This window comes from Roseibium denhamense (assembly GCF_009711415.1).
GTDB lineage: Bacteria > Pseudomonadota > Alphaproteobacteria > Rhizobiales > Stappiaceae > Roseibium > Roseibium denhamense.
Genome location: NZ_SMLZ01000111.1, coordinates 170,618 through 195,652 on the forward strand (window position 1 = coordinate 170,618; position 25,035 = coordinate 195,652).

A 25,035-nucleotide genomic window follows, 5' to 3' on the forward strand; every position below is an offset into this window, starting at 1 on the left:
TGCTGCGGCCACCTAAACCACCCCTGAGCAATCACCCTTCCAGATTGCTAGCCATCCATTTTGAGTTTGGCCAGCAATACGGCGGAAGCATATCCGTCCGGAACCAATCCCCGCGAAACCTGAAATGCACGGATCCCACGGCGCGTTGCCGGACCGACTTTGCCATCTGCTGCGCCAACTTGGAAGCCACGGCGGTTCAAAAGGGCTTGCAGTTCTTTTGTTTCCGAACGCGTGAGCGGCAGATGCTGCCGCGACCAGTCGCCTGCGAGAGGCCCCCCGCCAATAATGCGATCAGCCAGATGCCCAACAGCCAAAGCGTAGGCGGTGGCATTGTTGTACCGTTTGATCACATAAAAGTTGCGGAGCATCAGGAAGGCCGGGCCGTTGGCACCAGCAGGCAGAACCAGGATTGCATTGTCTGACGGCCGCGGGAAATCCCGGCCATTCATCCGCTGCACACCGTACCGGGTCCATTCAGACAGTGTCTTCGTTTTTTCGCCATCTGCCAGGTGATAGTCAAAACCGGACGGCAACTGAACTTCGTAGCCCCAGGTCTTGCCCGTCTGCCACCCATGCTTTTTCAAGTATGACGCCGTGGACGCCAGGGCATCCGGAATAGATGTCCAAATGTCGCGGCGGCCATCGCCGTCATAGTCCGCAGCATAGGCTTTCCAGCTGGACGGCATGAATTGTGTGTGCCCCATGGCCCCGGCCCAAGACCCTTCCATGTCCTGAAAGCGCACGTGGCCTGCCTGCACGATGTTCAAAGCTGTCACGAGCTCCCGCTCCCAGAAGCTCTTCCTCCGGGGAGCTGCGTAAGCCAATGTTGCAAGGGCCTGGATGACATTGTGGCGGCCCATGAAACCGCCATAGTTGGTTTCCATGCCCCAAATAGCCAGCACTGCCTCACGATCGACCCCAAAGCGGGCCTCAATCTGGCGCAGCACCGGGCCATATTGTTGCAAGAGTTCACGGCCCTTCTCGACACGGCTTTCAGAAACAGCACTGTCGAGATATTCCCAAATAGGCTTCACGAACTCAGATTGCCGGTCCATCAACCGCAATGTGTCCGTATCGGGCTCCATGCCCGCAAAAACACTGTTGTAGGTTTGAGCTGACACGCCTGCTGCGCGGGCTGTTGGCCAGAAGTCTGCCACAAATCGGCTGAAGCCTGGATCAGCTGCCGCCTGACCGGCCGGCAGGGCGACTAAGCCGGCTACCGCAACTCGCCACGTTGTCCTTTTGACACTCGACAAAGCACTGGCCACCGGATTACGAAGAAGAAAGACAGTTGCTTTACGCAAAGAACTCCGCATGAGGGCCTCCTAATGCCCAAATCCTATATTGTGTCAGCCCCCGCCTATTGAATGCTCCGGTCTTGGTTACCGTATCGTTAATGCCGGAACCGAAGTCCGGCTTCAATTGCATTTTCCGTATAATCGCTGCCAGTTTGTGAACTGTCAAAACGCCTATGTGTATAACTGCCGGTCAAAGCCACATTTTGTGTGAGCGCAAATGTCAGCCCACCGAACCCGCTCAGTGTCTTTTCCTCAATCGATACACCTTCATAGGTTCTATAACTGTAGCCGGCACCGGTTTCGGCAACCAGCCGGTCGCTGAAACTATGGGCCAGCCGGATATCACCTGAATAGATGATTGATCCACTCGAGCCATCAATGTCTGTGGCAGAGAAACTTGTTCCAAGTCCGGCTGTTACGGTCGTCAAGCGGCTGGGCGACCAAACCAAGGAGGCATCAACAATGAGACCTGCCAGATTATCCAGACGCTGATCTTCAACATCTTCGATCCGCCAACCAGCTCCGACTTCACCAGCCAGCTTTGGGCCGGACGCGATTGCGACGCCGCCCCGCAGTTCATATCCGTTGGCATCCCTTTTTTCGCACAAACTGTCGCTGCACGTATCGTCGTACCGGCGCAACAAGAGAGCCCCTTGGACGAACGGTTCGATGACGCTGCCCGTATTGGCGTCCAAACGCAGATTTGCGGAGTAGAGCGTATTATCGCGGCCGCTTTCGGACCCGTCATCGGACGTGTAGGCACTGCGATCCGCAGCAAGGCCTGCAGACACACCAACCAGCCCAACCTGCCGTGAGGCAGTAACACCACCTGAAATCTGCTGGATGTGATCCACACCGGAAGACGATTCTGCGCTCCCGTCCTCCTCCCGCGCATAGGAGTAACCAAGACTTGTTGTGACCTGCGTAGCTTCACTCACGTCGAGACGGAAATTCACAGCTGCTGTGACGTTCCCATCCGAGTCGTCCGAGTTATCCGGATAACCGGTGTAAGAGCCCCGCAATGACATGTCGAGTTCGTGCCGGGACCAGTCTGAGGTCAAAGAAATGTCCGGGGCAATGTCATAGAAGCCGCCAGGTTCACCGCCGGCTGATTGCGATGTGTTGTCTGTCCATCCACTTGAGATCGTCAATTGCGGCGTCAACGTAAACGAGCCTAAACGGATCCCCTCGGCGGCATCGAATGATGTGTCACCATCAAAGACACTCTCATCAATTCCCCCCTCTGCCAACGGTTCGGCGCGGCTAACTGCGGCAATCCGGTCTGAAAATGGCCTGATCGGCACGACACGCCCATTCGTCCCAAGACCACTGGACCCATCCTCGGCTTCGGCACTGTTTAGTCCGGGCCGAAGGGCGAAAACATCAGATTGTGCTGGATTGCGCTGGCTACCATCCGTACTTTGAGCGGACTCTGAAGCGGTTTCAGGCCCATCTCCAAAATCACCGGACCCGCGCAAATCCTCAAGGGATTGAGCAGCAAGCGGGTTTGTCTGCAGATATGCAAGACAAACCAGGATCGGTAAGGCACGTTTCATCAGGTGTCCGGGACAAGACGGATTTGCAATCTGACCCAACCTGAAGGACTATGGTTAACGCATCCTTTCCAAGTTGCAAAATCGGAAACAGGTTAACTGTTTTCAGTCTAATCAATTTAATAAACGGGCGGTTCTTGATCCCTTCCGGCGGTTACCTTAGAGCTATTTCGTTAAGTAATGAGTGAAAGACCAACATGACCGATCCAGCAATTCGAATTGACACCGACAGTGAGACAGCAGATCTGTGCCTTGTGTCAGCCGAACGGACCTTGGAAACTGAAATCGCTGGATTGAGCGCGGTTCGCGCCGCTCTCAAGAATGGTCTTTCCACACCGTTCAAGAAGACTTTCGAGCTAATTCAATCCAGCCGCGGCCGGGTTATCGTCACAGGCGTTGGCAAGAGCGGTCACATTGGTACGAAAATCGCCGCAAGCCTAGCGTCGACGGGCACACCCGCGCACTTCGTGCATGCAACTGAAGCAAGCCACGGCGACATGGGGATGATCACGCAAGATGATGTGGTCATCGCCATTTCCTGGTCCGGCGAGACACAAGAGCTGGCTGCGATTGTTGCCTATACCCGCAGGTTTAAAGTCCCGCTTGTATCGATCACATCGCGCGAAGACAGCACGCTCGGACGCGCATCCGACATCGTCATAAATCTGCCGGCGGTAGCAGAGGCATGTCCCCACGGCCTGGCGCCGACCACATCGGCCCTCGTTCAACTGGCAATTGGCGACGCGCTGGCGGTTGCTCTCCTTGAAGGGCGCGGCTTCAGCCCGCAGGACTACAAGGTCTTGCATCCAGGCGGCCGTCTGGGGGCCAGCTTGAAGTCCGCAAAGGACATCATGCACACGGGCGATGCCTTGCCTCTTGTGAAGTCGACCATGCCAATGAGCGAAGGCATCGTCCTGATGTCCAAAAAAAGCTTTGGTGTCCTGGGCGTCATCGACGAGTTGAACCAGCTGATCGGCATCATCACGGATGGTGACTTGCGCAGGCATATCTCCTCAGATCTGCTGGCAAAAACTGCGGGCGAAATCATGACCCGGGATCCAAAGACGGTGTCTCCCGCCGCGCTTTCAGCTTCGGTTCTGGAGTTGGTCAACAGCCTATCCATCACCTCTGTTTTCGTTGTGGAAGATGCACGGCCGGTCGGGATTGTGCATTTGCATGATCTTCTTCGGATCGGTGCTGCTTGATCCTCAAATACGGGTCACTTTTGCCTGACTGTCACTGAAAGGTCCCGGTTTAAACGGTTTGTCGCAATCCTTATTAGGATTTGATTAGCCATAGCGACCGTACACTGCCGTCAATGTCAAACAAGCCCGCGGCTTGAAGCAATCGGTGTGTGTACAGAATGGATCTGGCGACTCTAATCGGAATGGTCGGTGCGTTTGGCATCGTGATCACCGCTATCTTCCTTGGCGGCAGCTTCACGCAATTTGTCGATGTGCCGTCAATGCTGATCGTTATCGGTGGCGGACTTGCTGCAACATTGATCCGCTTTCAATTGTCGGACATTGCCGCCGCTTTCGTGACTGGTTTTAAAGTCGCGCTCAGTGGAGCCGGAGCCAGCCCCCGCGATCTCATCACCGAAATCACCAACCTGGGTGAAATCGTACGCAAATCCGGTCCGCTCGGACTGGAAAATGTTGATGTCTCCGATCCGATCCTCGCAAAAGGTGTCCAGTACATAGCCGACGGCTATGAGCTTGAGTTCATCAAGGAGTCCATGGAACGTGAACGGGATCTGCAGCTGAGCCGCTTGTCAGAAGGGCGCCGTGTCATGAAGGCGCTCGGCGATTCCGCACCCGCTTTTGGCATGATCGGAACGCTTGTCGGTCTGGTGCAAATGCTTGCCAACATGGATGATCCGGCAGCTATCGGCCCTTCTATGGCGGTCGCTCTTCTCACAACTCTCTATGGCGCTCTGATTTCCAACATCATCTGCTTGCCGATGGTCGACAAACTGGACGCCAAATTTGATGTTGATGAACTTAACCAAACGCTGATCATTGATGGGGTCTGCCAGATACGGGAATCTAAAAGCCCGGCTCTCATCAAAGAGATGCTCGTTGCCTACCTGCCGGAGAAAGCCCGCGCAGAGATGGTCGAAGCGGCTTAACGGCACGGCAAGGCAAAGCTTATGGCACGCAAGAAACAAAAAACCGGCGGAGGCGCTCCAGATTGGCTTGTGACGTTCGCTGATCTTATGTCACTGCTCGTATGTTTTTTCGTTCTGATTATCTCCTTCTCGATCCAAGACAAGGAAAAGCTTCAGGTTGTTGCTGGGTCCATGCGGGAGGCTTTCGGGGTCAAGGACACCTCGAGAAAAACCGGCATAATCGAGGTCGAAGGTATCCCGATCCGGGACTACATGAAGGATATCAGCCAGGTCGAGCAGGAAATGGACTCCGATTTCTCCCAAGAGCGCCATGAACAGAGGCGGAAACAGGGGCCGGAAGCCAACACCCATGACACGCTCGAAGCTGACATTGAAAAGCCGAGGCAGTTTGCAACCGCTGCCGCGTCGCTCCGCCAAGCCTGGCAGGAAATGCCCGAAATAACGGAAATTTCGAGCAACATTATTCTCGAAGAAAGCGATGAAGGATTGAACATCATGCTGGTCGACCAGGATGGCCGCTCGATGTTCCGGGAAGGCTCCAAATACCCTTATGAGACCACCCGCCGCCTCATTGCGAAAATGGCGCCAGTCTTGTCCCAGATGCCCAACCGGATCGAAATCACAGGGCACACAACGGCGGGACAACGGACAATTGACCCAAGCTACACAGGCTGGGATCTTTCAAGCGAGCGTGCGAACATCGCCCGCCAAATCCTGTCCGAATACGGGGTTCCCAACAACCAGTTTTTCGCCGTGGTCGGCAAGGCAGATACAGAGCCGCTTTTTCCGAATGATCCGTATCTTGCCGCAAACCGGCGTGTCGGCATTTTGTTGAAAGCCGAAGAACCACCCGTCCCGCCCGGGCACAGGCCGTAGACCCTGGTTATAAATACGGCAGCCAGCTGCTATTCAGCCGCAGCCACAACCAGCCGTGCACCGTCGATCGATTCAACACGTACTTTGGTTCCGGCCGGCAGGTCGGGACCCGTAATACGCCAAATCGTGTCATCAATGGACAATCTGCCAGCCCCTTGGGACAAAGGCGCCTCCAGCCGGAATTCGCGGCCGATATAGCGCGAGCCGCGCTGATTGAGACCTGGGTCTCCACGCTCGGATGCGAGGTTCCGCATTAGCTTGCGGCCGACGACGAGGCTGACCAGAGACAGAACGAGAAACAAGCCGACATTGATCTGCCAGCCGGTGTCAAAGCCAAGCGCGATACCACCTGTAATCAAGGCCGCGACACCGAACCACAAGAAGACGGTTCCCGGTGCCAGAATCTCCAGGCTCAAGAGGATCAATCCTCCAATCACCCAGCTCCATGCGCCCAGCGCAGTGATTGTCTCCAGGATCATGAGACTTAGGGCCTTCCGTCCGTTGGCCCGGTGTCCGGGATCCGGGACCCTGAACGCCCGCCTTTTGCCTCATCGCCAAAAGCTTCTTTTGCAATCTCTCCAATGCCGGTAAGCGCACCGAGCAGTGACGTTGCTTCCATCGGAAGGATCAATGTCTTCTGGTTACGGGACGTGGCCAGCTCCTTGAATGCCTCGACATACTTGTTGGCAACGAAATAATTGATCGCCTGTACATCGCCGGCTGCGATTGCAGCGCTCACCATCTGTGTAGCCTTGGCTTCTGCTTCAGCTTCGCGTTCCCGTGCCTCCGCGTCCCTGAATGCAGACTCTCTCCGGCCTTCGGCTTCAAGGATCAATGACTGTTTCTCGCCTTCTGCTTTCAGGATTTCCGACTGGCGTTTTCCTTCAGCTTCAAGGATGGAGGCGCGTTTTTCGCGCTCCGCTTTCATTTGGCGGGCCATGGCATCAACAAGATCGCGCGGCGGATTGATATCCTTGATCTCGATCCGTGTGATCTTTATCCCCCAGGGTTCTGCAGCCGCATCGACGACCCGCAGGATCTGAGCGTTGATCTCATCGCGGTTCGACAAGAGATTGTCCAGATCCATGGATCCCATCACAGACCGGATGTTGGTCATCGTAAGGTTCAGGATCGCGTTCTGGAGCCCCAGGACTTCATAGGCGGCTCTGGCTGCATCAAGGACCTGATAGAATGTCACACCATCGGCAGTTACGGTCGCGTTGTCCCGGGTGATGACCTCTTGCGACGGGACATCGAGGACCTGCTCCATCATGTTCAGCTTGTGACCGATCCGGTCGACAAAAGGCACAATGAAGTTCAGGCCCGGTGTCAGTGTCTTGCGGTACTTTCCAAACCTTTCGATGGTGTAATTGTATCCCTGTGGAACGGTTTTTACGCCGGCAAAGATCACCAGCACGACAAGGACGAGTAGACCAATCAGAAATATGTCGAAACCAGCCAACGGCATTGGAAACTCCCAAGATCAAAACATGAGTCGGACAGCACTATGCGCCGAACCACAGCGGAGTACCAGTCGGCACACAGCGGTCCGGGCGCAAAATCGCTTTACAGTGAAGATCTTGTAGAGGTCCTGTGAAGGCAGAATTATGACGCCAGATCAGATCCAGCCGCCAAGCTCCCGCCGCACAATCTTTTCAAGGACGTCCATTCCTAGATCGCTGTCATTCAGGCAAGGAATATGGCTGAAGTGCTCACCGCCATTCTCCTCGAAGATCTCGCCGGCCTCGCCCGCAATCTCTTCAAGTGTCTCCAGGCAATCTGACACGAAGCCAGGGTTCATGACGGCGACCTTTTTCACGCCGTCCTTGGCAAGTTGCTCCACGGTCTTGTCAGTGTATGGCTGAAGCCATTCTTCCGGTCCGAAGCGGGACTGGAATGTCACCCGGAGTTTGGTGTCATCCATTCCAAGGACTTCACGCATGAGCCGTGTCGTTTTCATGCAATGGCAGTGATACGGGTCGCCGCGCTTGAAGTATGACTGCGGGATGCCGTGGTACGATGTCAGGATGACATCCGGGTCGAAGTCTAGGGTTTCCAGGTGCCGCTCGACTGATTTGGCAAGCGCAGTCACATAAACCGGATCGTCATGATAGGGCGGAACTGTCCGGATGGCGGGCTGCCAGCGCATCTCCAGCAAGGACTTGCAAACAACATCGTTCACTGTTGCCGTGGTCGTCGCCGAGTATTGCGGGTAGAGCGGGAAGACGAGGATTCGATCACATCCCTCGTCTTTCAGTGCTTTGAGCTTATCGGGAATTGACGGCTGGCCATAACGCATCGCCCACTCCACCTTCAGGCGGCCGTCGCTATCGCCAAGAATTTCCGTCAATTTGTCCGATTGGCTGCGGGTAATCGTCCGCAGTGGCGACTCATTTTTTTCGTGGTTCCAGATTTCCTCATAGGCCTTGCCGGATTTGCCCGGCCGCGTCATCAGGACAATGCCGTAGAGGATCGGAAACCAGATCGCGCGTGGCCACTCGATTACACGCTTATCCGACAAAAACTCCCGCAGATAGCGGCGCATCGGCCAATAATCTGTCGCATCGGGTGTTCCCAAATTGACCAGCAAAACACCAACCTTGCCGCTTTTCACGGTCGGGTGGCCGTCTGGCAGATGCACTTGGCGGAAATCCGTTATCTGGTCAGCGGAAACCGGGGGCTGTTGATGCATGTTCATAAGACGTGCTGATCCTTGGCATTCTGAAACTGTGCTGCATTACATAGGCTACTGTTGAGAGCAGGCCAATGCGACAAACCCAGTACGTATCAGAAAACTTACAGATCACCTTGCCCGTCAGCCATAATCCCGCTCATCAGAGATAACCTTACCATCATTCGGCAATCCGCCAGGAGCGACGAGTTCCACCGCCCCTTTGAGTCTCGTAATGTCGCGCAGCGTAGAGGCAACACGGTCTCCGAGCCCGTTTTCCGCACTGGCGGTTTCCACCGACAATGTCATCACATCGCTTTCGCCGTCCCGGCGCACTGCCAGCCTTGCTTTACTGACTTCCGGGTGAGCGGAAACTATTTCGGCGACTTGCTTTGGATCGACAAACATCCCCTTGATCTTTGTCCGCTGGTCCGCACGGCCCATCCAACCCGCAAGCCGCATGTTGGTCCGCCCACATGGAGACTGTCCAGGAACAATCTTGGAGAGGTCTCCGGTGCCGAACCGGATCAATGGATAAGTCGGATTGAAACACGTGACCACCAATTCGCCGACTTCCCCATCAGAGACCGCCTCACCGGTTCCAGGACGGACGATTTCGACAATGTAGTCCTCGTTAACGACCATGCCGGTATCCGCACCGGTCTCATAGGCAATCACACCGAGATCTGCGGTCGCATAACACTGGGCGACCTTGATGCCCTGTCCTTCGTATTCTTGCCGAAGGCTTGGAAACAAGGCGCCACCTGACACAAGAGCTTTCGTGATCGAAGACACATCGCGCCCCTGGTCCTTCGCCCGGTCCAGCAAGACTTTCAGATAGTCCGGAGTACCAACGAAGCCGACGGGCTCGAGTGTCTCGATCACCTCGATCTGCATATCAGTGTTGCCAACGCCTGCAGGAAAAACCGTACAGCCAAGTGCGATCGCACCTTGATCAAGGATGAAACCACCGGGGGTCAGGTGGTAGGAAAACGCATTGAGGACGACATCCCCCGCCCGGAAACCGGCAGCAAAAAGGCTCCTTGCACCGTTCCAAGGATCAAGTCCAGGTGCCTGGGGCTCCCAAATCGGCCCCGGTGACATGAAGACGCGCGATGCCCCGGACAAATCCCCTGCGAGGAAGCCACCGAAAGGAGGCCTGGCTTTTTGTTTTTCCATCAGCTCGGACTTTCGGAGCACCGGCAGCCGGGCAAGCGCGGACCGGTCCGTAACACCCGCCAGATCGCATCCTTGCAAATACTCCGCCCACCCCGGTGCCTTGGACACGGCATGCCCTAAGAACTCCGGCAATTTGGCAAAAAGATCCTGTTCGCGCTGAGCGGGATCTTGCCGCTCGCGCGCATCAAATTGCATCTCGCCCATGGTATTCTCCGCTTGTTTGGGCCCGTCAGATCAGGCCAGCCAGCGCTTCCTGCGTTTGTAGTGTTTCACATTGCGGAAAGAGCGGCGCCCTTCGCCACCTGTTCCGAGATAGAATTCCTTTACGTCCTCATTCTCGCGAAGCGTTTTGGCATCTCCATCCAGAACGATCCGCCCGGATTCAAGAATGTAGCCATAGGTCGCGTATTTGAGGGCGACATTCGTATTCTGTTCCGCCAGCAAGAAGGACACGCCTTCATTCTGGTTCAGCTTGCGTACGATCTCGAAGATCTCCTCGACAAGCTGGGGCGCCAGTCCCATGGAGGGTTCGTCGAGCAAAATCATGGTTGGCCGGCTCATCAGCGCACGGCCGATTGCGCACATTTGCTGTTCGCCGCCGGAGGTGTACCCAGCCTGGCTCTGACGCCGCTCACGGAGGCGGGGGAAATACTCATAGACCATTTCAAGGTCTGATTTGATCGCGCTTTGACCGTCCTTGCGGGTGTATGCACCCGTCAAAAGATTTTCTTCAATCGAAAGGTGGCCGAAGCAGTGCCGGCCTTCCATGACCTGGATGCAGCCGCGTTTAACCAGCTCATTTGGGGATAGGGCCTGAACCTCATTCCCTTTGAACAGGATCTTGCCCTTTGTGACTTCACCGCGCTCAGCACCCAGAAGGTTCGACACCGCCTTCAGCGTCGTGGTTTTGCCCGCGCCGTTTGCTCCCAAAAGAGCAACGATCCCGCCCTTGGGCACCGTCAGAGAAACGCCTTTCAAGACCAGAATGACGTGGTCATAAATCACTTCAATATTGTTGACCGAGAGGATCGTCCCGGTTGCATCGTCCCGTGCCTCTTCCGGCGCAGCATGTACATTCATGGAGAAAGCTCCAAAACTTCCGGTGATGGAACCGGGACCTGGAATGGTCCCGGTTCTCAAGAGACCAACTTACTCGCAGGGCAGAGCCGAACGGTCCGGCCAAGGTGCGTTTGACTCCGCATACTCGGCAGCTTTCGCTTTTTCGAGCGGCTCAATCACAGCGCGATCCGGCATCAGCTTGTCGGAAACCTGAACAAACTCAGTTCCGTTCCACTCCAGCATCCAGCCGCCACCGTGACCGGTGTGGTTGGTGCAACTGGTTGAGAAAGGAACGGTCATGCCAGCCATGCCCAGATCGGCAAGCACTTCATCCGTGATGTTCAAGTTCTCAAGACCCCAGCGCAGCTGCTCTGCATTGATTTCCGGCGTGCCGAACTTCTCCTGAGCAGCCTTGATGCCTTCGACAAGGATCATCGAGATGACAATTCCGCGCTGATAGAAGACCGAGTTCATGTCCTCCGGGCTGTCGAGCAGGGAGTTTCCGGCATCAACAACATGCGTTTTGATGTCATCCATCACAGGATAGGAGCCAGGAACGTTCCAAGAGATGGATTTGTAGCCCTTGCCCTTTTCGCCAACAAGCTTCAGGTCGCCGTCATAGCCAGACCACCAGACGCCAACGAACTGATCCATTGGATAGCGTGTCTTCACCGCTTCGGTGATGGCACCCGCATTCATTGCGCCCCAGCCCCACATGATCACGAAATCCGGACGCTCGCGGCGGATTTGCAACCACTGGGCAGACTGGTTTTGCATTTCCTTAAGACCGACCGGGATCGGCAGGAACTCAAAGCCGTTTTCCTCCGCCAGCTTTTCAATCAGCGGGATCGGCTCCTTGCCGAATGGGTGATCAAGGTGCAGAAGAGCGACTTTCTTGCCGTTCAAGCTGGAAAGATCACCATCTGAAATATAGTTGAGGATCATTGACGCGCCGTCCCAGTAGGAGATCGGCGGGTTGAAGGCCCATGCAAACACCTCGCCATCTGCCATCGGCGAGAACCCGTAACCAGGTGCTAGGATCGGGATCTTGTCCACGTTGGTGCGCGGCAGCACCTGGAGGGTGATGCCCGTTGACCAAGGCTGCGTCACGACCGCCTTGGACTTGGTTTTTTCATAACATTCAACACCCTTGTTGGTGTTGTAGCCGGTCTCACATTCATCAAAGATCAGCTTCGCGCCACCGACACCGCCATCGCGGGCATTTAGCATTTCCACGTAGTCGCGCTGACCGTTCATCAGCGGAATACCGGTAGCGGCAAACGGACCGGTCCGATAGGACAGGTTCGGAATATAGATTTCGGCGGCCGAAGCGATGCTCGAGCTCAGCGCGACCCCGAGGGAGAGAACTCCCGCACAGCCGGCAACTTTCCAGTTAAAACCCATTTCTTCCTCCACATTTTGCGTGCCTCAGTGCCTCCCAACACCTTGGCTCACTCTTCTTGCCATCCCTAGTAAGGGAATGGCCACAAGATCAGTTTTTCCCGAATGATCGCATAGAACCGGGCCAAGCCGTGCGGCTCGAGGATCAAGAATGCAATAATCAGTGCTCCGACGATCATCACATTCAAGTGCTCAAGTGTTGCCGAATCTATCGGAATGCCAAGCGCATTCGGAAGCAGGTTCAGCACCACCGGCAGGGCAACGATTAGAATCGCCCCAAGATAGTTGCCCAGGATCGACCCCAGTCCGCCGATAATTGCGATGAACAAAATTTGGAATGATAGCGGAATGTCGAACAGGTTCGGTTCCGCAGCACCTTTCCAGAAAAACACCAGCAAGCCGCCTGCAATTCCCACGATGTATGAGGACACTGCGAATGCCGTGAGTTTGGCCGTGATCAACTTGATCCCCACCAGTTCGGCCGCGATATCCATGTCACGGGTTGCCTTCCACATCCGTCCGTACCGGCCACGGGTCAGATTGATTGCAAACCAGGTGACAAGTGTCACGACGATGAGCACGCAATAATACTGCACGATGGGCAGAGCGGTCGGCCCCGTAACGGTGATGCCGAAGACGGACGAGGTGGAGACCTCAATAGCTCCGGAGGCATTGTAGTTGTAAAGCCATGCCCATTTCTCGAACAGCCAAACGAGGAAGAACTGGGCGGCCAAAGTTGCGATGGCCAGATAAAACCCCTTGATCCTCAAGGACGGCAACCCGAAGGCTACACCCACCGCAGCTGAGAAAAAGCCCGACAGGAAGATGGCCACGAAGATGTTCATCTCCGGAAAGATGCTCATGAACTTGTAGGTGGCATACGCCCCCACACCCATGAAGGCCGCCGTTCCGAGCGACAGCTGGCCGCAATACCCCGTCAGGATGTTAAGACCAAGTGCTGCAAGGGAATAGATCAGCACGGGAACAAGCAGTGCCTTGAAGGCAAACTCGCTGGCGGTCAGCGGAAACACGACATAGGCGAGAAGCAAAACGCCCAGCACGAGGTAGAAGTCCTGCTTGATCGGGAACAGAGCCTGATCTGCCTCGTAGGACGTCTTGAACTGACCTGCAGTACGAAAAATCATGTGTTACTCCCAGCCACAGATCAGATGCGCTCGATGATGCGCTCGCCGAACAGCCCTTGAGGACGGAACAGCAGCACAAGAAGCGCGAAGATGAACGGGAACCATGTTTCCGTGTTCCCACCCAAAAACGGCTGTCCCCAATAGATCTCGAAAATCTTCTCCAGAATTCCAATGGCTATGCCACCGACAATGGCTCCAGAGACAGACTCCAATCCGCCAAGCATCAGGACGGGCAACGCCTTGTAGGCAATGACTTCCAGCGCAAAGGACACACCGGCACGCGCGCCCCACACCACACCTGTCACGAGGGCTATTACACCTGCGATGAACCAGACCAGAACCCAGATGGTGGACAGGGAGATTCCGACCGAAAGGGCGGCTTGGTGATCATCACCAAGGGCGCGGATTGCGCGGCCCATCTTGGTTTTGTTCAAGAAGACCAGCAAGCCGACAACCAGCAGGATTGCGAGCGTGACAGCTGTCAGATCCTTCTGTTCAATAAGAACGAAACCGCCAAACGGCTCCAGCTCAAAGGCCCCGGTCGGAATACCCAGCTGTTCTGTGATCATGACCTTGTTGTCACCGCCGAAGACGAGCTGACCGAAGCCGATCAGGAACAAGGTGATCCCGATCGTTGCCATGAACAGGATGATGTCCGGCTGATTGACGAGAGGGCGAAGCACGACGCGCTCAATGCTCATGGCAAGTAGGTACATGACCAGCAGCGTCAAAGGCACGGCTGCAATCGCCGGAACCCCCATGGAATGCAATCCAACAAGAGTAAGCGCCGAGAAAACGACCATGATGCCTTGCGCGAAGTTGAAAATCCGCGAGGACTTGTAAATAAGAACAAACCCTAGGGCGATCAAAGCGTAGAGCACCCCAGAGACAAACCCTTCCCAAAGCACCTGCAGGAAAAAGTCCGGCAGGGCAAACATCTGAACGAAGGGATCGATCAAAACATCATAAAGCACACGCACCTCCCCTAATGTGCCACACCAAGATAGGCGTCGATAACATTCTGATTGGCCTGGACCTCCTCCGGCCGGCCATCAGCAATCTTCTTGCCGTAATCGAGAACAACAACCCGGTCTGAGAGATCCATCACGACGCCCATGTCATGTTCAATAAGCGCGATGGTGGTCCCAAATTCCTGGTTCACATCCACAATGAACCGGCTCATGTCTTCTTTTTCTTCCAGGTTCATTCCGGCCATCGGCTCGTCCAGCAGGAGGAGTTCAGGCTCCATGGCTAGGGCCCGGGCAAGTTCGACCCGTTTTTGCAGGCCATAGGGCAGTTTGCCCACCGGGGTCCTCCGGATAGCCTGGATTTCAAGAAAGTCGATGATGTCCTCGACACGTTTGCGATGCTCAATTTCCTCCCGCATGGCCGCGCCATACCAGATCATCTGGAAAAAGATGTTGGCTTTCATCCGTGTCGACCGGCCAGCCATGATGTTGTCGAGCGTGGACATCCCCTTGAACAAAGCGACGTTCTGAAACGTACGGGCAATGCCCTGTGAGACCGCCTCATGAGGCTTGATCTTGTTGCGGACCTTCCCCTGCCACGTGATCGTGCCTTCCTGAGGATGGTAAAAACCGTTGATGACATTCAGCATAGAGGTTTTGCCGGCCCCATTGGGCCCGATGATGGCGCGGATTTCCCCCTTCAGGATATCGAAGGAGATGTCGGTGATTGCTTTCACACCGCCAAATGAAAGCGAGACGTTCTCGACATTGAGCAGAACCTCCCGGTCTTCATCGGCCGATGGGTTGGCTGAGCTCAGGGCCTTGTCGGCGACAAAGGCGTTCATTCGGCCGCCTCCCTGTGAATACTTCCAGAGGGATAGACCGTCATGTCGCGGATCTCCACTGTCGCTTCAATAGCCCCCTTGCGGCCATCCTCAAAGGTTACTTCCGTGCGCACATGCTTGCTTTTTGAACCGTCATAAAGCGCTTCAATCAGCGGCTCGTAACGATCTGCAATAAAGGAGCGGCGCACTTTTTGTGTCCGGGTCAATTCCCCATCATCCGCATCCAGCTCCTTGTGGAGCACCAGGAAGCGCTTGATCTGGGCCCCCGCCATCATCGGCTCGGCCGACAGGTCCCTGTTGACCTGATCGACATGGCTCTCGATCATTTTGTAAACGTCGGGATTTGCCGCAAGCTCCTGATAGGAAGCATAGTTCACGTTGTTCCGCTCTGCCCACGAGCCGACCGCCGTCAAATCAATGTTGATGAACACAGCCACACTGTCCCGCTCATGACCGAAGGCGACCACCTCCTTGATGTTGGGGAAGAATTTCAGCTTGTTCTCGATGTATTTCGGCGCAAAGAGCGACCCATCGGTGAGCTTGCCGACGTCCTTGGCGCGGTCGATGATCTTCAGGTGGCCATTCTCGGCGATAATGCCTGCATCACCTGTCAGGACCCAACCGTCAGGGGTTTTCGTGGAAGCGGTGGCTTCATCGTTTTTAAAATATCCGACGAAGACACCCGGAGAGCGGTACATGACCTCACCACTTTCCGCGATTTTCAGCTCAACGTCCGGCGCAGGTTTGCCGACAGTGTCACCGAAGATTTCACCGTCCGGCTGCAGGGTAATGTAAACGGCCGCTTCGGTTTGACCATAGAGTTGTTTGAGGTTGAGACCGAGAGACCGGAAGAACTGGAAGATCTCCGGACCAATCGCCTCGCCGGCAGTGTATCCGACTTTCAAACGGGACAGCCCCATCCGGTTTTTCAAAGGACCGTAAACCAGGATTTCTCCCATCCTGTAGAGCATGCGGTCAACAAGTCCGACTTCTTCTCCGTTGAGAATCCGCTCACCGGTGTTGCGCGCAACCCCCATGAAGTAGTCGAACATTGCCTTTTTCAGCTTTCCCGCATCCTCCATCCGCACCATGATCCGCGTCAGCAGATTTTCATAAACGCGGGGCGGCGCGAAGAAATAGGTCGGCGCGATTTCCAGCCGGTCGACGTCAACCGTATCCATGTTCTCGGGACAGTTCACGCAGTAGCCGGCAGTAAAGGCTTGGGCCAGCGAGAAGACATGGTCGCCGATCCAGGCCATCGGCAGATAGGCGAGCACTTCTTCCGTCTCATCCAGGCGATCAAACTTGTTTCCGTTCCGCCCGGAAATAACGAGATTGTCGAAGGAAAGCATAACCCCCTTCGGCCGTCCGGTCGTTCCGGACGTGTATAGCATGACGGCAATGTCACTGCCGGTCGCACCCGAAAAGCCTTTGGCCCAGTTGTCCGCAGCACCCGCATCGCTAGCCAGTGCCGCACGTCCTTTTTCCTGGACGGAGGTAAACGCATGCAGCCGCGTGTGGTCATAGTCACGCAAGCCCCGCGGCTCGTCATAAATTACATGGCGCAGGCTCGGCACTTCCTCGGACATCCCAAGAAGCTTGTCGACCTGCTCCTGATCCTCGACAATGGCGAAGACGACTTCGGCGTGCCCGAGGACGTAGGCCATTTCTTCGGCAACAGAATCCGCATAAACCGGCACCGGCACACCGCCAAGCGCCTGAACGGCGACCATTGACCAGTAAAGCCTCGGCCGGTTTGATCCTACAATGGCGACTTTGTCTCCGGCCGATAGACCGAGCGACTTCAGACCGAGTGAAAATGCGCGGAGTTCCTCGAGCACCTCGGACCAGGTCCAGCTTTGCCAGATCCCAAAGTCCTTTTCCCGGAAAGCCGTCCGGGATCCGAGTACTTCTGCATTGTGCAGCAGTATTTTCGGAAAGGTGTCGTCCGCACGCTTCGAGGCGCTGGCAGACCCAACCATGTATCGTTTCTTCCCTTAGAAGGCGCCCCGGTTTCCGGGGTCGTTTTGTCACCGTTCATGAAACAGTCTGCCGATCCGATCCGCAACCCGTAACTTGGGTAAAGCGGGAGACGACATAATCCCAATCCCGACATTAGGACGGTAGCGAGGGGCATTTTCAGCAATATGTTTCAATCATTTCAAATTGTTTCAATCTCGCTGCAGGCGCGAAACGACCCCATAGCCAAGCAGGATTTAGGAGCATAATCTGGCGCCCATGGAGGAGATAAACCAACTCAAAGCGCAGCTGGATTTGATGCAGGCCGCGCTCGACCACATCAATCAGGGCTTCACGGTCTTCGACCGCGATCTCCGGCTGGTTGCATGGAACCGCGGTCTGTACGACATGCTCGACATGCCGAAGGATATCGTGAAGCGCGGATCCCATTTGGAGGCGTTCATTCGTGTGAATGCAGAGCGTGGGGAGTATGGCGCGGGCGACATCGAAGGGAAGATTGCAAGACGGATCGAGCGGGCCAAGCTGTTCGAACCACACTATTTCGAACGTATCCGGCCAAATGGCCAGATTATCGCCGTCTCCGGTACACCACTGCCTCAGGGCGGCTTCGTTACAATCTACTCCGATGTCACGGAGGAGCGACGCCGGCAGGAAACACTGGAACAGACGGTTGCCGAACGCTCGCGCGCGCTCCAGCAAAGTGAAGACTGGCTGCGGCTCGTCACGGACAACATACCGGCACTGATTGCATATCTCTCCCCCGGGCCAGTCTTCCGGTTCGCCAATCGCAGATATGCGGAGTGGTTTGGACAGTCCGTGACTTCAATCGCCGGCCGTGGCGCAAAGGAGGTGGTCGGCGCAGAGCTTTTTGGAGAACTGGAACCGCATATTGAACGCGCCTTCTCCGGAAATGCGGTCAGCTATGAGTACCAGCGCGAACGGCCCGACGGCACAAATGCCTTCATGCGCTCCACCCTTATTCCGGATATGACAAAGGACGGGCGGACCCTCGGGATTTTCGTATTATCGCTGGATGCAACGGATCAGAAGCAAGCAGAGGCCGCCCTTGTTCAATCCCAGAGGATGGACGCAGTCGGTAAGTTGACCGGCGGCCTGGCGCATGACTTCAACAATCTGCTCGCAATCATCATGGGCAACCTTCTCAGTTTGAACCGGGCCGAGACGCCAATTGCACGCACGGACTTGGACCGCAAGGTCGCCCCGATGCTGGACGCGGCACAACGCGGATCTGACTTGATTGAACGGTTGCTAGCATTCAGCAGAGGGAAAGCGATTGATCCTCAAGTAGTTGCTCTTGCAGATATTTTGACGTCGGCCAAAACCCTTTTGGAAGGATCCTTGCCGTCATCCATCGACCTAAAGCTCGATGCCAATGACAACCACATTGCAGCGCTGATTGATCCAACGCAGATGGAGACGGTCTTAATCAACCTGGCATTCAATGCCCGTGATGCCATGCCCGATGGCGGCGTGTTGAGCGTGTCTCTTTCAGAAGCTGACCTTGGAACTGGAGAAGCAGAAAAACTTGGTGTTGCGCCGGGCCATTATGCCCTCGTATCGGTCCGGGATACCGGTATCGGCATGGACCAGGAAACACGCCTGAAAATCTTTGAGCCGTTTTTCACGACAAAGAGTTTTGGCACCGGAAGCGGGCTGGGACTGTCCACCGTCTATGGTTTCATTCACCAATCCGGGGGAGCAATTGATGTTCAAAGCGCGCCGGGCGCCGGAACCTGTTTTTCAATCTATTTGCCTTTCACGCAGTGTGTGTCAGGACCCGGAAATGCCAGTGAGCCAAGCTCCTGGGATGAAACTCTGAAAGGTGAAGGTGAGTTGATCCTGCTGGCGGAAGATGACCCATCGGTCGCACAGGCGGTCACCGATCAGTTGCAAAGACTAGGATATTCTGTCTTGCAGGCGGAAAGTGCCGAAGACGCGAAAAATCTCGCGCTCACATTGCCTGACATCAAGTGCCTTTTGAGCGATATCATAATGCCGGGGCAGTTGAATGGACTGGCCTTGGCAAGATCGATCCGCAAAGACCGGCCGGATTTGGGAATTGCCTTGATGACCGGCTACACAGACTGGTCGGCGCTTGCCGGAAAACAGGCATCGTGTGAGTTCACTGTCCTGGCAAAGCCTTTTTCAGATATGCAATTGGCTGAAACAATTACACATGTTTTATCTTCAGCAAACGGGACTGACGGGTCTTGACCACTTTTCGCCCACCGCAAAAACCAACGGTCTTTATTGTCGACGACGAACCGGATATCGGCCACCTGCTGCAGGAGGCCATGTCACAGTTCGATATCCGGTCTGAGGTGTTTTCAACCGCAGCAAGTTTCTTGTCGGCATTGGAACTCAGGCAGCCTGATACCTGCATTATCGACTTGGGTCTGCCGGACATGGAAGGGATGGCGCTTATCAATGAGGTCCGCCGGTCATCGTCCGTGCCAATCATCGTCCTGTCCGCGCGCGGCCACTCTACCGATCGGGTGCTGGGGCTCGAACTTGGAGCAGACGACTATGTGGTCAAACCTTTCGACCCGCGTGAAGTTGTGGCGCGCATAAGATCCATTCTGAGAAGATCCAGCGACAAGACCGAACAGGCGGCCGAGCCAGCTGAACGCGCCCATTTCGTTGGTTGGGCCTATCAACCCTCATCGCATTGCCTCATATCGCCTGAGGGCGAGGAGACATTTCTGTCAACCGGAGAGGCGTCCCTTCTGGAGGCGCTTTTGCGCGCGCCAAAACGCGTTTTGACGCGAGACTATCTTCTTGAGCACGGTGGCCGGGATGAAAGTCTCGATCGTTCGATTGATGTCCGCATTTCCAGGATACGCAAGAAATTGAACCGGAAAAACGAACCGGCCCATATCCGGACAATCTACGGATCTGGCTACATGCTGGCGTGTGACGTTCACTGGTCCTGAACTAACAACGAAAAACGGGGAGGTCGCCCTCCTCGTTTTCCTGGTCGCTCGCTATGCAGATTAGAAGCTCAGCGAAATATCCCTATGACCGGACAAGCATGCTGCAACGTCGAGAGCCATATCATCCGGCAAACGGTCCTGTTGTCTCAGACCGATGTTCCGGTTGATCGCCTGATCGTAAACCAGAAGTTCTGGCAGCAGTTCTTGCGCACCGCGCTGACGCCACTGGAGATCCGCAGCTAATGCAGCGAGCGTGTTGTCGATTTCCGCGGCGGCTGCCTCCGGATTAGGCTCCCGGCTACGCATGATTTTGCGGGCTTCAGTGAGACCTTTTCTGATATCGCTAGAGCCCTCAATCTCCCCAACGCGCGAGCGCATCGCAGCAATTGCTTCAACCGCTGCCTCAGGCTCCAGTTGCTGGATTTGATCTTTTAGAGCCGCAATGTCCGGTTCCAAAGCAGCCAGCGCATCAGCACCACTGAGGATTGCTTTCACCTCAAGGATAGGCTCGTAAGCATCATCCGCGGTCCGGCGGTAAGTTCTGCGTGCCTGTGTTTCCGCCCGCTGGATCGCCGCGAACTCATCATGGACCGGATCCCATTCCTCCGGAATCTCCGCCAGAAGAGCGTCCCGCTCGGTTCTCAGGCTTTCAATGCGTGACTGCGCACGTTCGCCCTGAGCTTCCGTGTAGATGCCATTCGGACCGGCGCGGCTCACGATAACCTCGAGATCCGCAATGGTTGTATCGATCCGGCGCGCATCCCGCTCAAGAGCCCTCACCTCAACATGCAATGGCCTGTAATCCGTCGCAGCAGCATTTACGGCCTCTTCCGCATCGTGAATGGCTTGCATCTGGGGCAATGCTTCCCGAGCCTTTTCAAACCCTTCGGCAAGATCCTCTTGAAGGTCTTCCGGCAGATAGCTGAAGTCGAGCGCTTCCGCAACTTGGATTGCCGCCAGGATGCCGTTGCCATTCTGCGCGAAATCCTCGTTCACAAGCTTTTCAATGCAATATTGCAAGCGCGGGTTTTGCGGTGGCGGCGCCGTCTCAGATAGCAGTGACGACCGATTCGGCAGATAGTTCACCAGCTGCGGATAGAAACCGACGATGCCAAGGGCGAACAATTGCAGTCCGATGAAAGCAATCACGCCTTTATACATATCGATGGTCTTCACCACCGCAGGCGCGACCCCTCGCAAGTAGAATAGGGCAAACCCGAAGGGCGGGGTCAGGAACGAGGTCTGGATGTTCAGACCGATCATCACCCCAAGCCATACGGCCGTGACATTGGCAGACGGATCGGCGAGAAGGATCGGCGCAACGATCGGCACCACGACCACTGCGATCTCGATGAAATCGAGGAAGAAGCCGAGAATGAAAATCACCAGCATCACGATCAAGAATTGAGCCCAGAAACCGCCAGGCAGCCCCTGCAGGAATTCCTTCACCAGATGCTCGCCGCCAAACGCCCGGAAGGCAGACGTCAGCATGGCTGCGCCCAGGAGGATGATGAACACCAAAGAAGTCGTCTTGGCAGTGTCGATCATCACGCCGCGCAAGGTATCTTCAAGCTTGAGTGTGCGCCAGCCAGACCAGAAGATTGCGATCAAGACGAGCGAGACAGCAATCAGTGCCAGAATAAGGCTGAGCACATCCTGGCTGGTGTCGATCCGCTTAATGTTGACCTCGCCAAAGAAACTGATGACAACGGCAAGCCCAAGCAGCGCGACGATGGCGATGATTGCTGGCGAATAAGCTCCTTTTTCGCCTTCCTTGAGGCGATACCCGGCCATGACCATAGCGCCGACAGCACCGATGGCACCTGCCTGATTGACGGTTGCGATACCGCCAATGATCGAGCCAAGAACAAGGAAAATCAGAGCAAGCGGCGGAACGAGCGTAATCAGAACCCTCACGGCAAATTCGCGCGTGAATGTGCCTTCCTCGTGAACCGCCGGTGCAGCCTTTGGATTTAGAAGCGCGAACCCGAGGATGAAGAGCATGTAAAGTCCGACCAGAACAAGGCCGGGCAGGAACGCGCCCAGGAACATTTCCCCGGCGCTCGTCGACACGACAGCATAGTCTGACGGCATCGACAATTCGCCTGTTGTGTCCTTGTACAGGGTCTGACGGATTGATCCTGCCTGATCGACCGCGCTTGCCAGCTGGTCAGCCAGAATGATGAGCACGATGGAGGGCGGGATAATCTGGCCGAGCGTTCCCGAGGCTGCAATCGTTCCTGTTGCCAACGGTGTCGAATAGTTGTTGCGCAGCATGGCCGGCAGCGAAATCAGACCCATTGCAACAACGGTTGCGCCCACAATCCCTGTGGTCGCGGCAAGAAGGGCACCAACGAAGACAACCGAGATGCCGAGACCGCCAGGAACTGGCCCGAACAGACGTGCCATGGTCACCAATAGATCTTCAGCGATTTTTGAGCGCTGAAGCATGATGCCCATGAAGACGAACAAGGGAATCGCTATGAGCGTATCTCGCTCAGCCTCCCAGTAAATTCCGCGAAAATTGGTGACCCCTGCACTCAACCACTGGGCTGGCCCACCGGAATCGAAAAATGCATCGGTATTGCCGGCAAACAGGTAACCGGTACCAGCGGCCAGCGCGATTGTGATGATCGCCGATCCAGGCAGCGCAAAGGCTACGGGGAAACCCGAGCCCAGCGCGAAAGCCATCAGGACGACGAGAAGAGCAAGAAAAAGAAGTTCCATGTCAATCTGTCTCTGATGGGTTATTGAACGGCATGAGAATCGTGATCCCGGCCGCCGGGTTCACCGCGGATATCCGCTATAGCATCCAGGAAATAGCTTACGAACTGGATCATCATGGACACTGCAAAGACGCCTAGAAAGCCCGCCATGAGGTATTTGACGTAAAGACCGAAACCGGCCTGCGTCGTCTCGTAAGACAGGATCGGCGCATTGATGACGTTCTGCTTGCCGCCCATGCCGATGAAGATGATGACCGCGCAAAGGGACATCCCCAAAACTACGGATCCAATCGCGTTAACATAGCCCTTGGTCTTTGGGCCCATGCCTGCGTAGAAGACGTCAACGCGAACGTGCCCTTCTTCGAGGAGCGTGTAGGCACTGGCAAACAGGAACAGGGCCGCGTACCAGAACCGCACCAGATCCGCCATGAAGGCCTGCTCGTAGGACAGGATGAAGCGGCCGATAACAATCAGCAGTTCCGCGACCACGACCAGCAGCGCGAGCCATGTGAAACCAAGGGTTCTGGTGAAGGCGGCAATTACGAAAGACGCTGCGATGAGGGGCATGTGAATATAGCCGCCCCTAAACTGTGAGCGGCCCAAATTGGCCGCCATGTCAGTTCCAACGACAGCCTCAAGCAGCCCTTCAACGCGCAAGAATGAGATGGCTGCGTCAACCAGCCCCACGATCAACACAGCAAAGAACATTGCGCGGATGAGATAGGCGTTGATGTCGCTTATTTTCTTACTGTCTTCCCGGAGCGTGCGGTCCTTGCTGCGCTGCACGAGCAAAACGGCCACAACGATTGCTGCCACATAAAGGGCCAGCTGAAGCCAAGACCAGAACATTGGAGCCGACCCGTTTGCCACGCCACCAAAGATGGGAGCAACACCTGGTAGGTCCTGCCAGTAGGTCAGATAATTGTTCAGCACAAATGCTGCCATTATCATCAGAATCAACCAGCCGAAGATCCGGAATGATGCGGCGCTTCCCTGCGCCGTGTGAGGAGTTGCCCCTTGTGCAGACACGATGTCTCCAACCCCGCCTACGGCTTAAAATGCCGTAGCGCCAATTTTTGTTATTGAAACGCGGAAGGGGACGGGATGTTTCCCGCCCCCATGTAGCTATGCCGGTTCTTAGACAGTGATGCCAAGAACGCGGTTACGCTGCTGGGTGTATCCAGTATCAGCAAGCAGCATCCAGCGGCCGATTTCGGACCGGGCTTTTGCAAAGCTTTCATGGGTGCGCGCAGCAAGATCGGAGTGCTGAATGGTCTCTTCAAAGACTTCTTCAGCTGCTTCGCCGAACGCGTCATAGACCTCATCGTTGAACTGCTTCAGTTCAACGCCGTGCTCGTTGATGAGGCGGTCAAGATAGACACCGTTCTGAGCATTGGTCTCGGCCATCTGACGTGCATTCTCTTCGTTACATGCTGCCTGAATTATAGCCTGATCGGTTGGAGACAGGCTGTCCCAGAACGCACGGTTCATGCCGAATGCAAGCTGAGAACCCGGCTCATGCATGCCCGGATAGTAGTAGTATTTGGCGGCTTCGTAGAACTTCATAAAGTAATCGTTGTACGGCCCCACCCATTCGGTTGCATCGACGGCACCAGAAACAAGGTTTTCATAAATCTGACCGCCCGGCAGCGACACCGGAGACGCACCCAGCTTCGCCATGACGTCGCCGCCAAGACCAGGAATACGCATCTTCAGACCCTTGAGATCGTCTGCGGTTTCGATTTCCTTGTTGAACCAGCCGCCCATCTGAACGCCGGTGTTGCCGCAGGCAAAGTTTTTCAGGCCGAACTCACCTGCCACTTCGTCCCATAGCTCCTGCCCGCCACCGTATTTGATCCACGCATCAATTTCGGCATAGGTCAGACCGAATGGGACGGCAGTAAAGTAAGCCCATGCCGGGTGCTTGCCCTTCCAGTAATAATCAGCAGCGATGTAAGCCTGCGCGTTGCCGGAAGCCACTTCGTCAAAGGAGTCGAAAGCACCGACGCGTTCGCCAGCGGCGAAGTATTGAACCGCAATGCGCCCATCGGTGAGCTCACCAATGCGAGCGGCAAGACGCTGCGCGGAAATACCCAGGCCCGGGAAATCCCGCGGCCAAGTAGAAACGATAACCAGATCGGTGGTGGACTGCGCGATTGCTGGTGCGGCAAGCGCGGTTCCAGCTGCGATACCGCCAGCACCAAGACCGGCTTTTTTGATAAACGAACGACGATCCATTAGTTTCCTCC

At 55.6% G+C, this 25,035-nt stretch carries 20 protein-coding genes; 5 read left to right on the forward strand and 15 right to left on the reverse strand.

Features of this window, described 5'->3' with window-relative positions; genetic code table 11:
* Positions 1-47: 47 nt before the first annotated feature.
* Positions 48-1,316 (reverse strand): lytic murein transglycosylase, encoded by a 1,269-nt coding sequence (locus E1180_RS15130; RefSeq protein WP_155192061.1) that lies wholly within the window; start codon positions 1,314-1,316, stop codon positions 48-50.
* A gap of 77 nt (positions 1,317-1,393) precedes the next feature.
* Positions 1,394-2,854, reverse strand: coding sequence for an outer membrane beta-barrel protein (locus E1180_RS15135; RefSeq protein ID WP_155192064.1), 1,461 nt, complete (start codon positions 2,852-2,854; stop codon positions 1,394-1,396).
* A 194-nt stretch (positions 2,855-3,048) separates the two neighbouring features.
* Here E1180_RS15135 and E1180_RS15140 point away from each other — a divergent pair, with 194 nt between their 5' ends.
* The 3 genes from E1180_RS15140 to E1180_RS15150 all read left to right on the forward strand — a co-directional run bounded on the left by E1180_RS15140 (position 3,049) and on the right by E1180_RS15150 (position 5,858).
* On the forward strand, positions 3,049-4,056 hold the full coding sequence (locus E1180_RS15140) for a KpsF/GutQ family sugar-phosphate isomerase (RefSeq protein ID WP_155192066.1): 1,008 nt from the start codon (positions 3,049-3,051) through the stop codon (positions 4,054-4,056).
* A 158-nt stretch (positions 4,057-4,214) separates the two neighbouring features.
* Positions 4,215-4,982 carry a motility protein A gene (locus tag E1180_RS15145; protein WP_155192068.1) on the forward strand — a complete coding sequence of 256 codons (768 nt, stop codon included), beginning with the start codon at positions 4,215-4,217 and terminating at the stop codon, positions 4,980-4,982.
* A gap of 21 nt (positions 4,983-5,003) precedes the next feature.
* Positions 5,004-5,858, forward strand: coding sequence for an OmpA/MotB family protein (locus tag E1180_RS15150; RefSeq protein WP_155192070.1), 855 nt, complete (start codon positions 5,004-5,006; stop codon positions 5,856-5,858).
* 29 nt (positions 5,859-5,887) lie between these two features.
* Here E1180_RS15150 and E1180_RS15155 read toward each other — a convergent pair whose 3' ends face one another.
* The 10 genes from E1180_RS15155 to E1180_RS15200 all read right to left on the reverse strand — a co-directional run bounded on the left by E1180_RS15155 (position 5,888) and on the right by E1180_RS15200 (position 17,108).
* Positions 5,888-6,337, reverse strand: coding sequence for an NfeD family protein (locus E1180_RS15155; protein ID WP_155192072.1), 450 nt, complete (start codon positions 6,335-6,337; stop codon positions 5,888-5,890).
* Between the two features lie 5 nt (positions 6,338-6,342).
* Positions 6,343-7,326: an SPFH domain-containing protein gene (locus E1180_RS15160; protein WP_155192074.1), complete on the reverse strand. Its 984-nt coding sequence runs from the start codon at positions 7,324-7,326 to the stop codon at positions 6,343-6,345.
* Between the two features lie 150 nt (positions 7,327-7,476).
* Positions 7,477-8,550 carry a ferrochelatase gene (gene hemH, locus E1180_RS15165; RefSeq protein WP_155192173.1) on the reverse strand — a complete coding sequence of 358 codons (1,074 nt, stop codon included), beginning with the start codon at positions 8,548-8,550 and terminating at the stop codon, positions 7,477-7,479.
* A 123-nt stretch (positions 8,551-8,673) separates the two neighbouring features.
* On the reverse strand, positions 8,674-9,912 hold the full coding sequence (locus E1180_RS15170; RefSeq protein WP_155192077.1) for a phenylacetate--CoA ligase family protein: 1,239 nt from the start codon (positions 9,910-9,912) through the stop codon (positions 8,674-8,676).
* Positions 9,913-9,942: 30 nt separating this feature from the next.
* Positions 9,943-10,788, reverse strand: a complete 846-nt coding sequence (locus E1180_RS15175) for an ABC transporter ATP-binding protein (RefSeq protein ID WP_155192079.1) — start codon at positions 10,786-10,788, stop codon at positions 9,943-9,945.
* Positions 10,789-10,857: 69 nt separating this feature from the next.
* Entirely contained in the window at positions 10,858-12,171 is a 1,314-nt protein-coding gene (locus tag E1180_RS15180) for an ABC transporter substrate-binding protein (RefSeq protein ID WP_155192081.1), read from the reverse strand.
* Between the two features lie 65 nt (positions 12,172-12,236).
* Positions 12,237-13,313: a branched-chain amino acid ABC transporter permease gene (locus E1180_RS15185; RefSeq protein ID WP_155192083.1), complete on the reverse strand. Its 1,077-nt coding sequence runs from the start codon at positions 13,311-13,313 to the stop codon at positions 12,237-12,239.
* Between the two features lie 20 nt (positions 13,314-13,333).
* Entirely contained in the window at positions 13,334-14,293 is a 960-nt protein-coding gene (locus E1180_RS15190; protein WP_283404424.1) for a branched-chain amino acid ABC transporter permease, read from the reverse strand.
* A 5-nt stretch (positions 14,294-14,298) separates the two neighbouring features.
* Positions 14,299-15,126: an ABC transporter ATP-binding protein gene (locus E1180_RS15195; protein WP_155192085.1), complete on the reverse strand. Its 828-nt coding sequence runs from the start codon at positions 15,124-15,126 to the stop codon at positions 14,299-14,301.
* On the reverse strand, positions 15,123-17,108 hold the full coding sequence (locus tag E1180_RS15200; protein WP_155192087.1) for an AMP-binding protein: 1,986 nt from the start codon (positions 17,106-17,108) through the stop codon (positions 15,123-15,125). The genes E1180_RS15195 and E1180_RS15200 overlap by 4 nt, the downstream gene beginning before the upstream one ends.
* A 256-nt stretch (positions 17,109-17,364) precedes the next feature.
* Between E1180_RS15200 and E1180_RS15205 the strand changes: the two genes are divergently transcribed.
* Together E1180_RS15205 and E1180_RS15210 are read left to right on the forward strand one after the other, a co-directional pair.
* Positions 17,365-19,341, forward strand: coding sequence for a PAS-domain containing protein (locus E1180_RS15205; protein ID WP_155192089.1), 1,977 nt, complete (start codon positions 17,365-17,367; stop codon positions 19,339-19,341).
* Complete coding sequence (locus tag E1180_RS15210) at positions 19,338-20,060, forward strand: response regulator transcription factor (protein ID WP_208997169.1); 723 nt, start codon at positions 19,338-19,340, stop codon at positions 20,058-20,060. The genes E1180_RS15205 and E1180_RS15210 overlap by 4 nt, the downstream gene beginning before the upstream one ends.
* A 60-nt stretch (positions 20,061-20,120) precedes the next feature.
* Here the strand turns inward: E1180_RS15210 and E1180_RS15215 are convergent, their stop codons facing one another.
* The 3 genes from E1180_RS15215 to E1180_RS15225 all read right to left on the reverse strand — a co-directional run bounded on the left by E1180_RS15215 (position 20,121) and on the right by E1180_RS15225 (position 25,024).
* Positions 20,121-22,787 (reverse strand): TRAP transporter large permease subunit, encoded by a 2,667-nt coding sequence (locus E1180_RS15215; protein WP_155192091.1) that lies wholly within the window; start codon positions 22,785-22,787, stop codon positions 20,121-20,123.
* Positions 22,788-22,807: 20 nt separating this feature from the next.
* Positions 22,808-23,815: a TRAP transporter small permease subunit gene (locus tag E1180_RS22710; protein ID WP_208997170.1), complete on the reverse strand. Its 1,008-nt coding sequence runs from the start codon at positions 23,813-23,815 to the stop codon at positions 22,808-22,810.
* A gap of 108 nt (positions 23,816-23,923) precedes the next feature.
* The gene (locus E1180_RS15225; protein ID WP_155192093.1) at positions 23,924-25,024 is read right to left on the reverse strand and encodes a TRAP transporter substrate-binding protein; all 1,101 of its coding nucleotides are present in this window, start codon (positions 25,022-25,024) and stop codon (positions 23,924-23,926) included.
* Positions 25,025-25,035 lie beyond the last annotated feature (11 nt).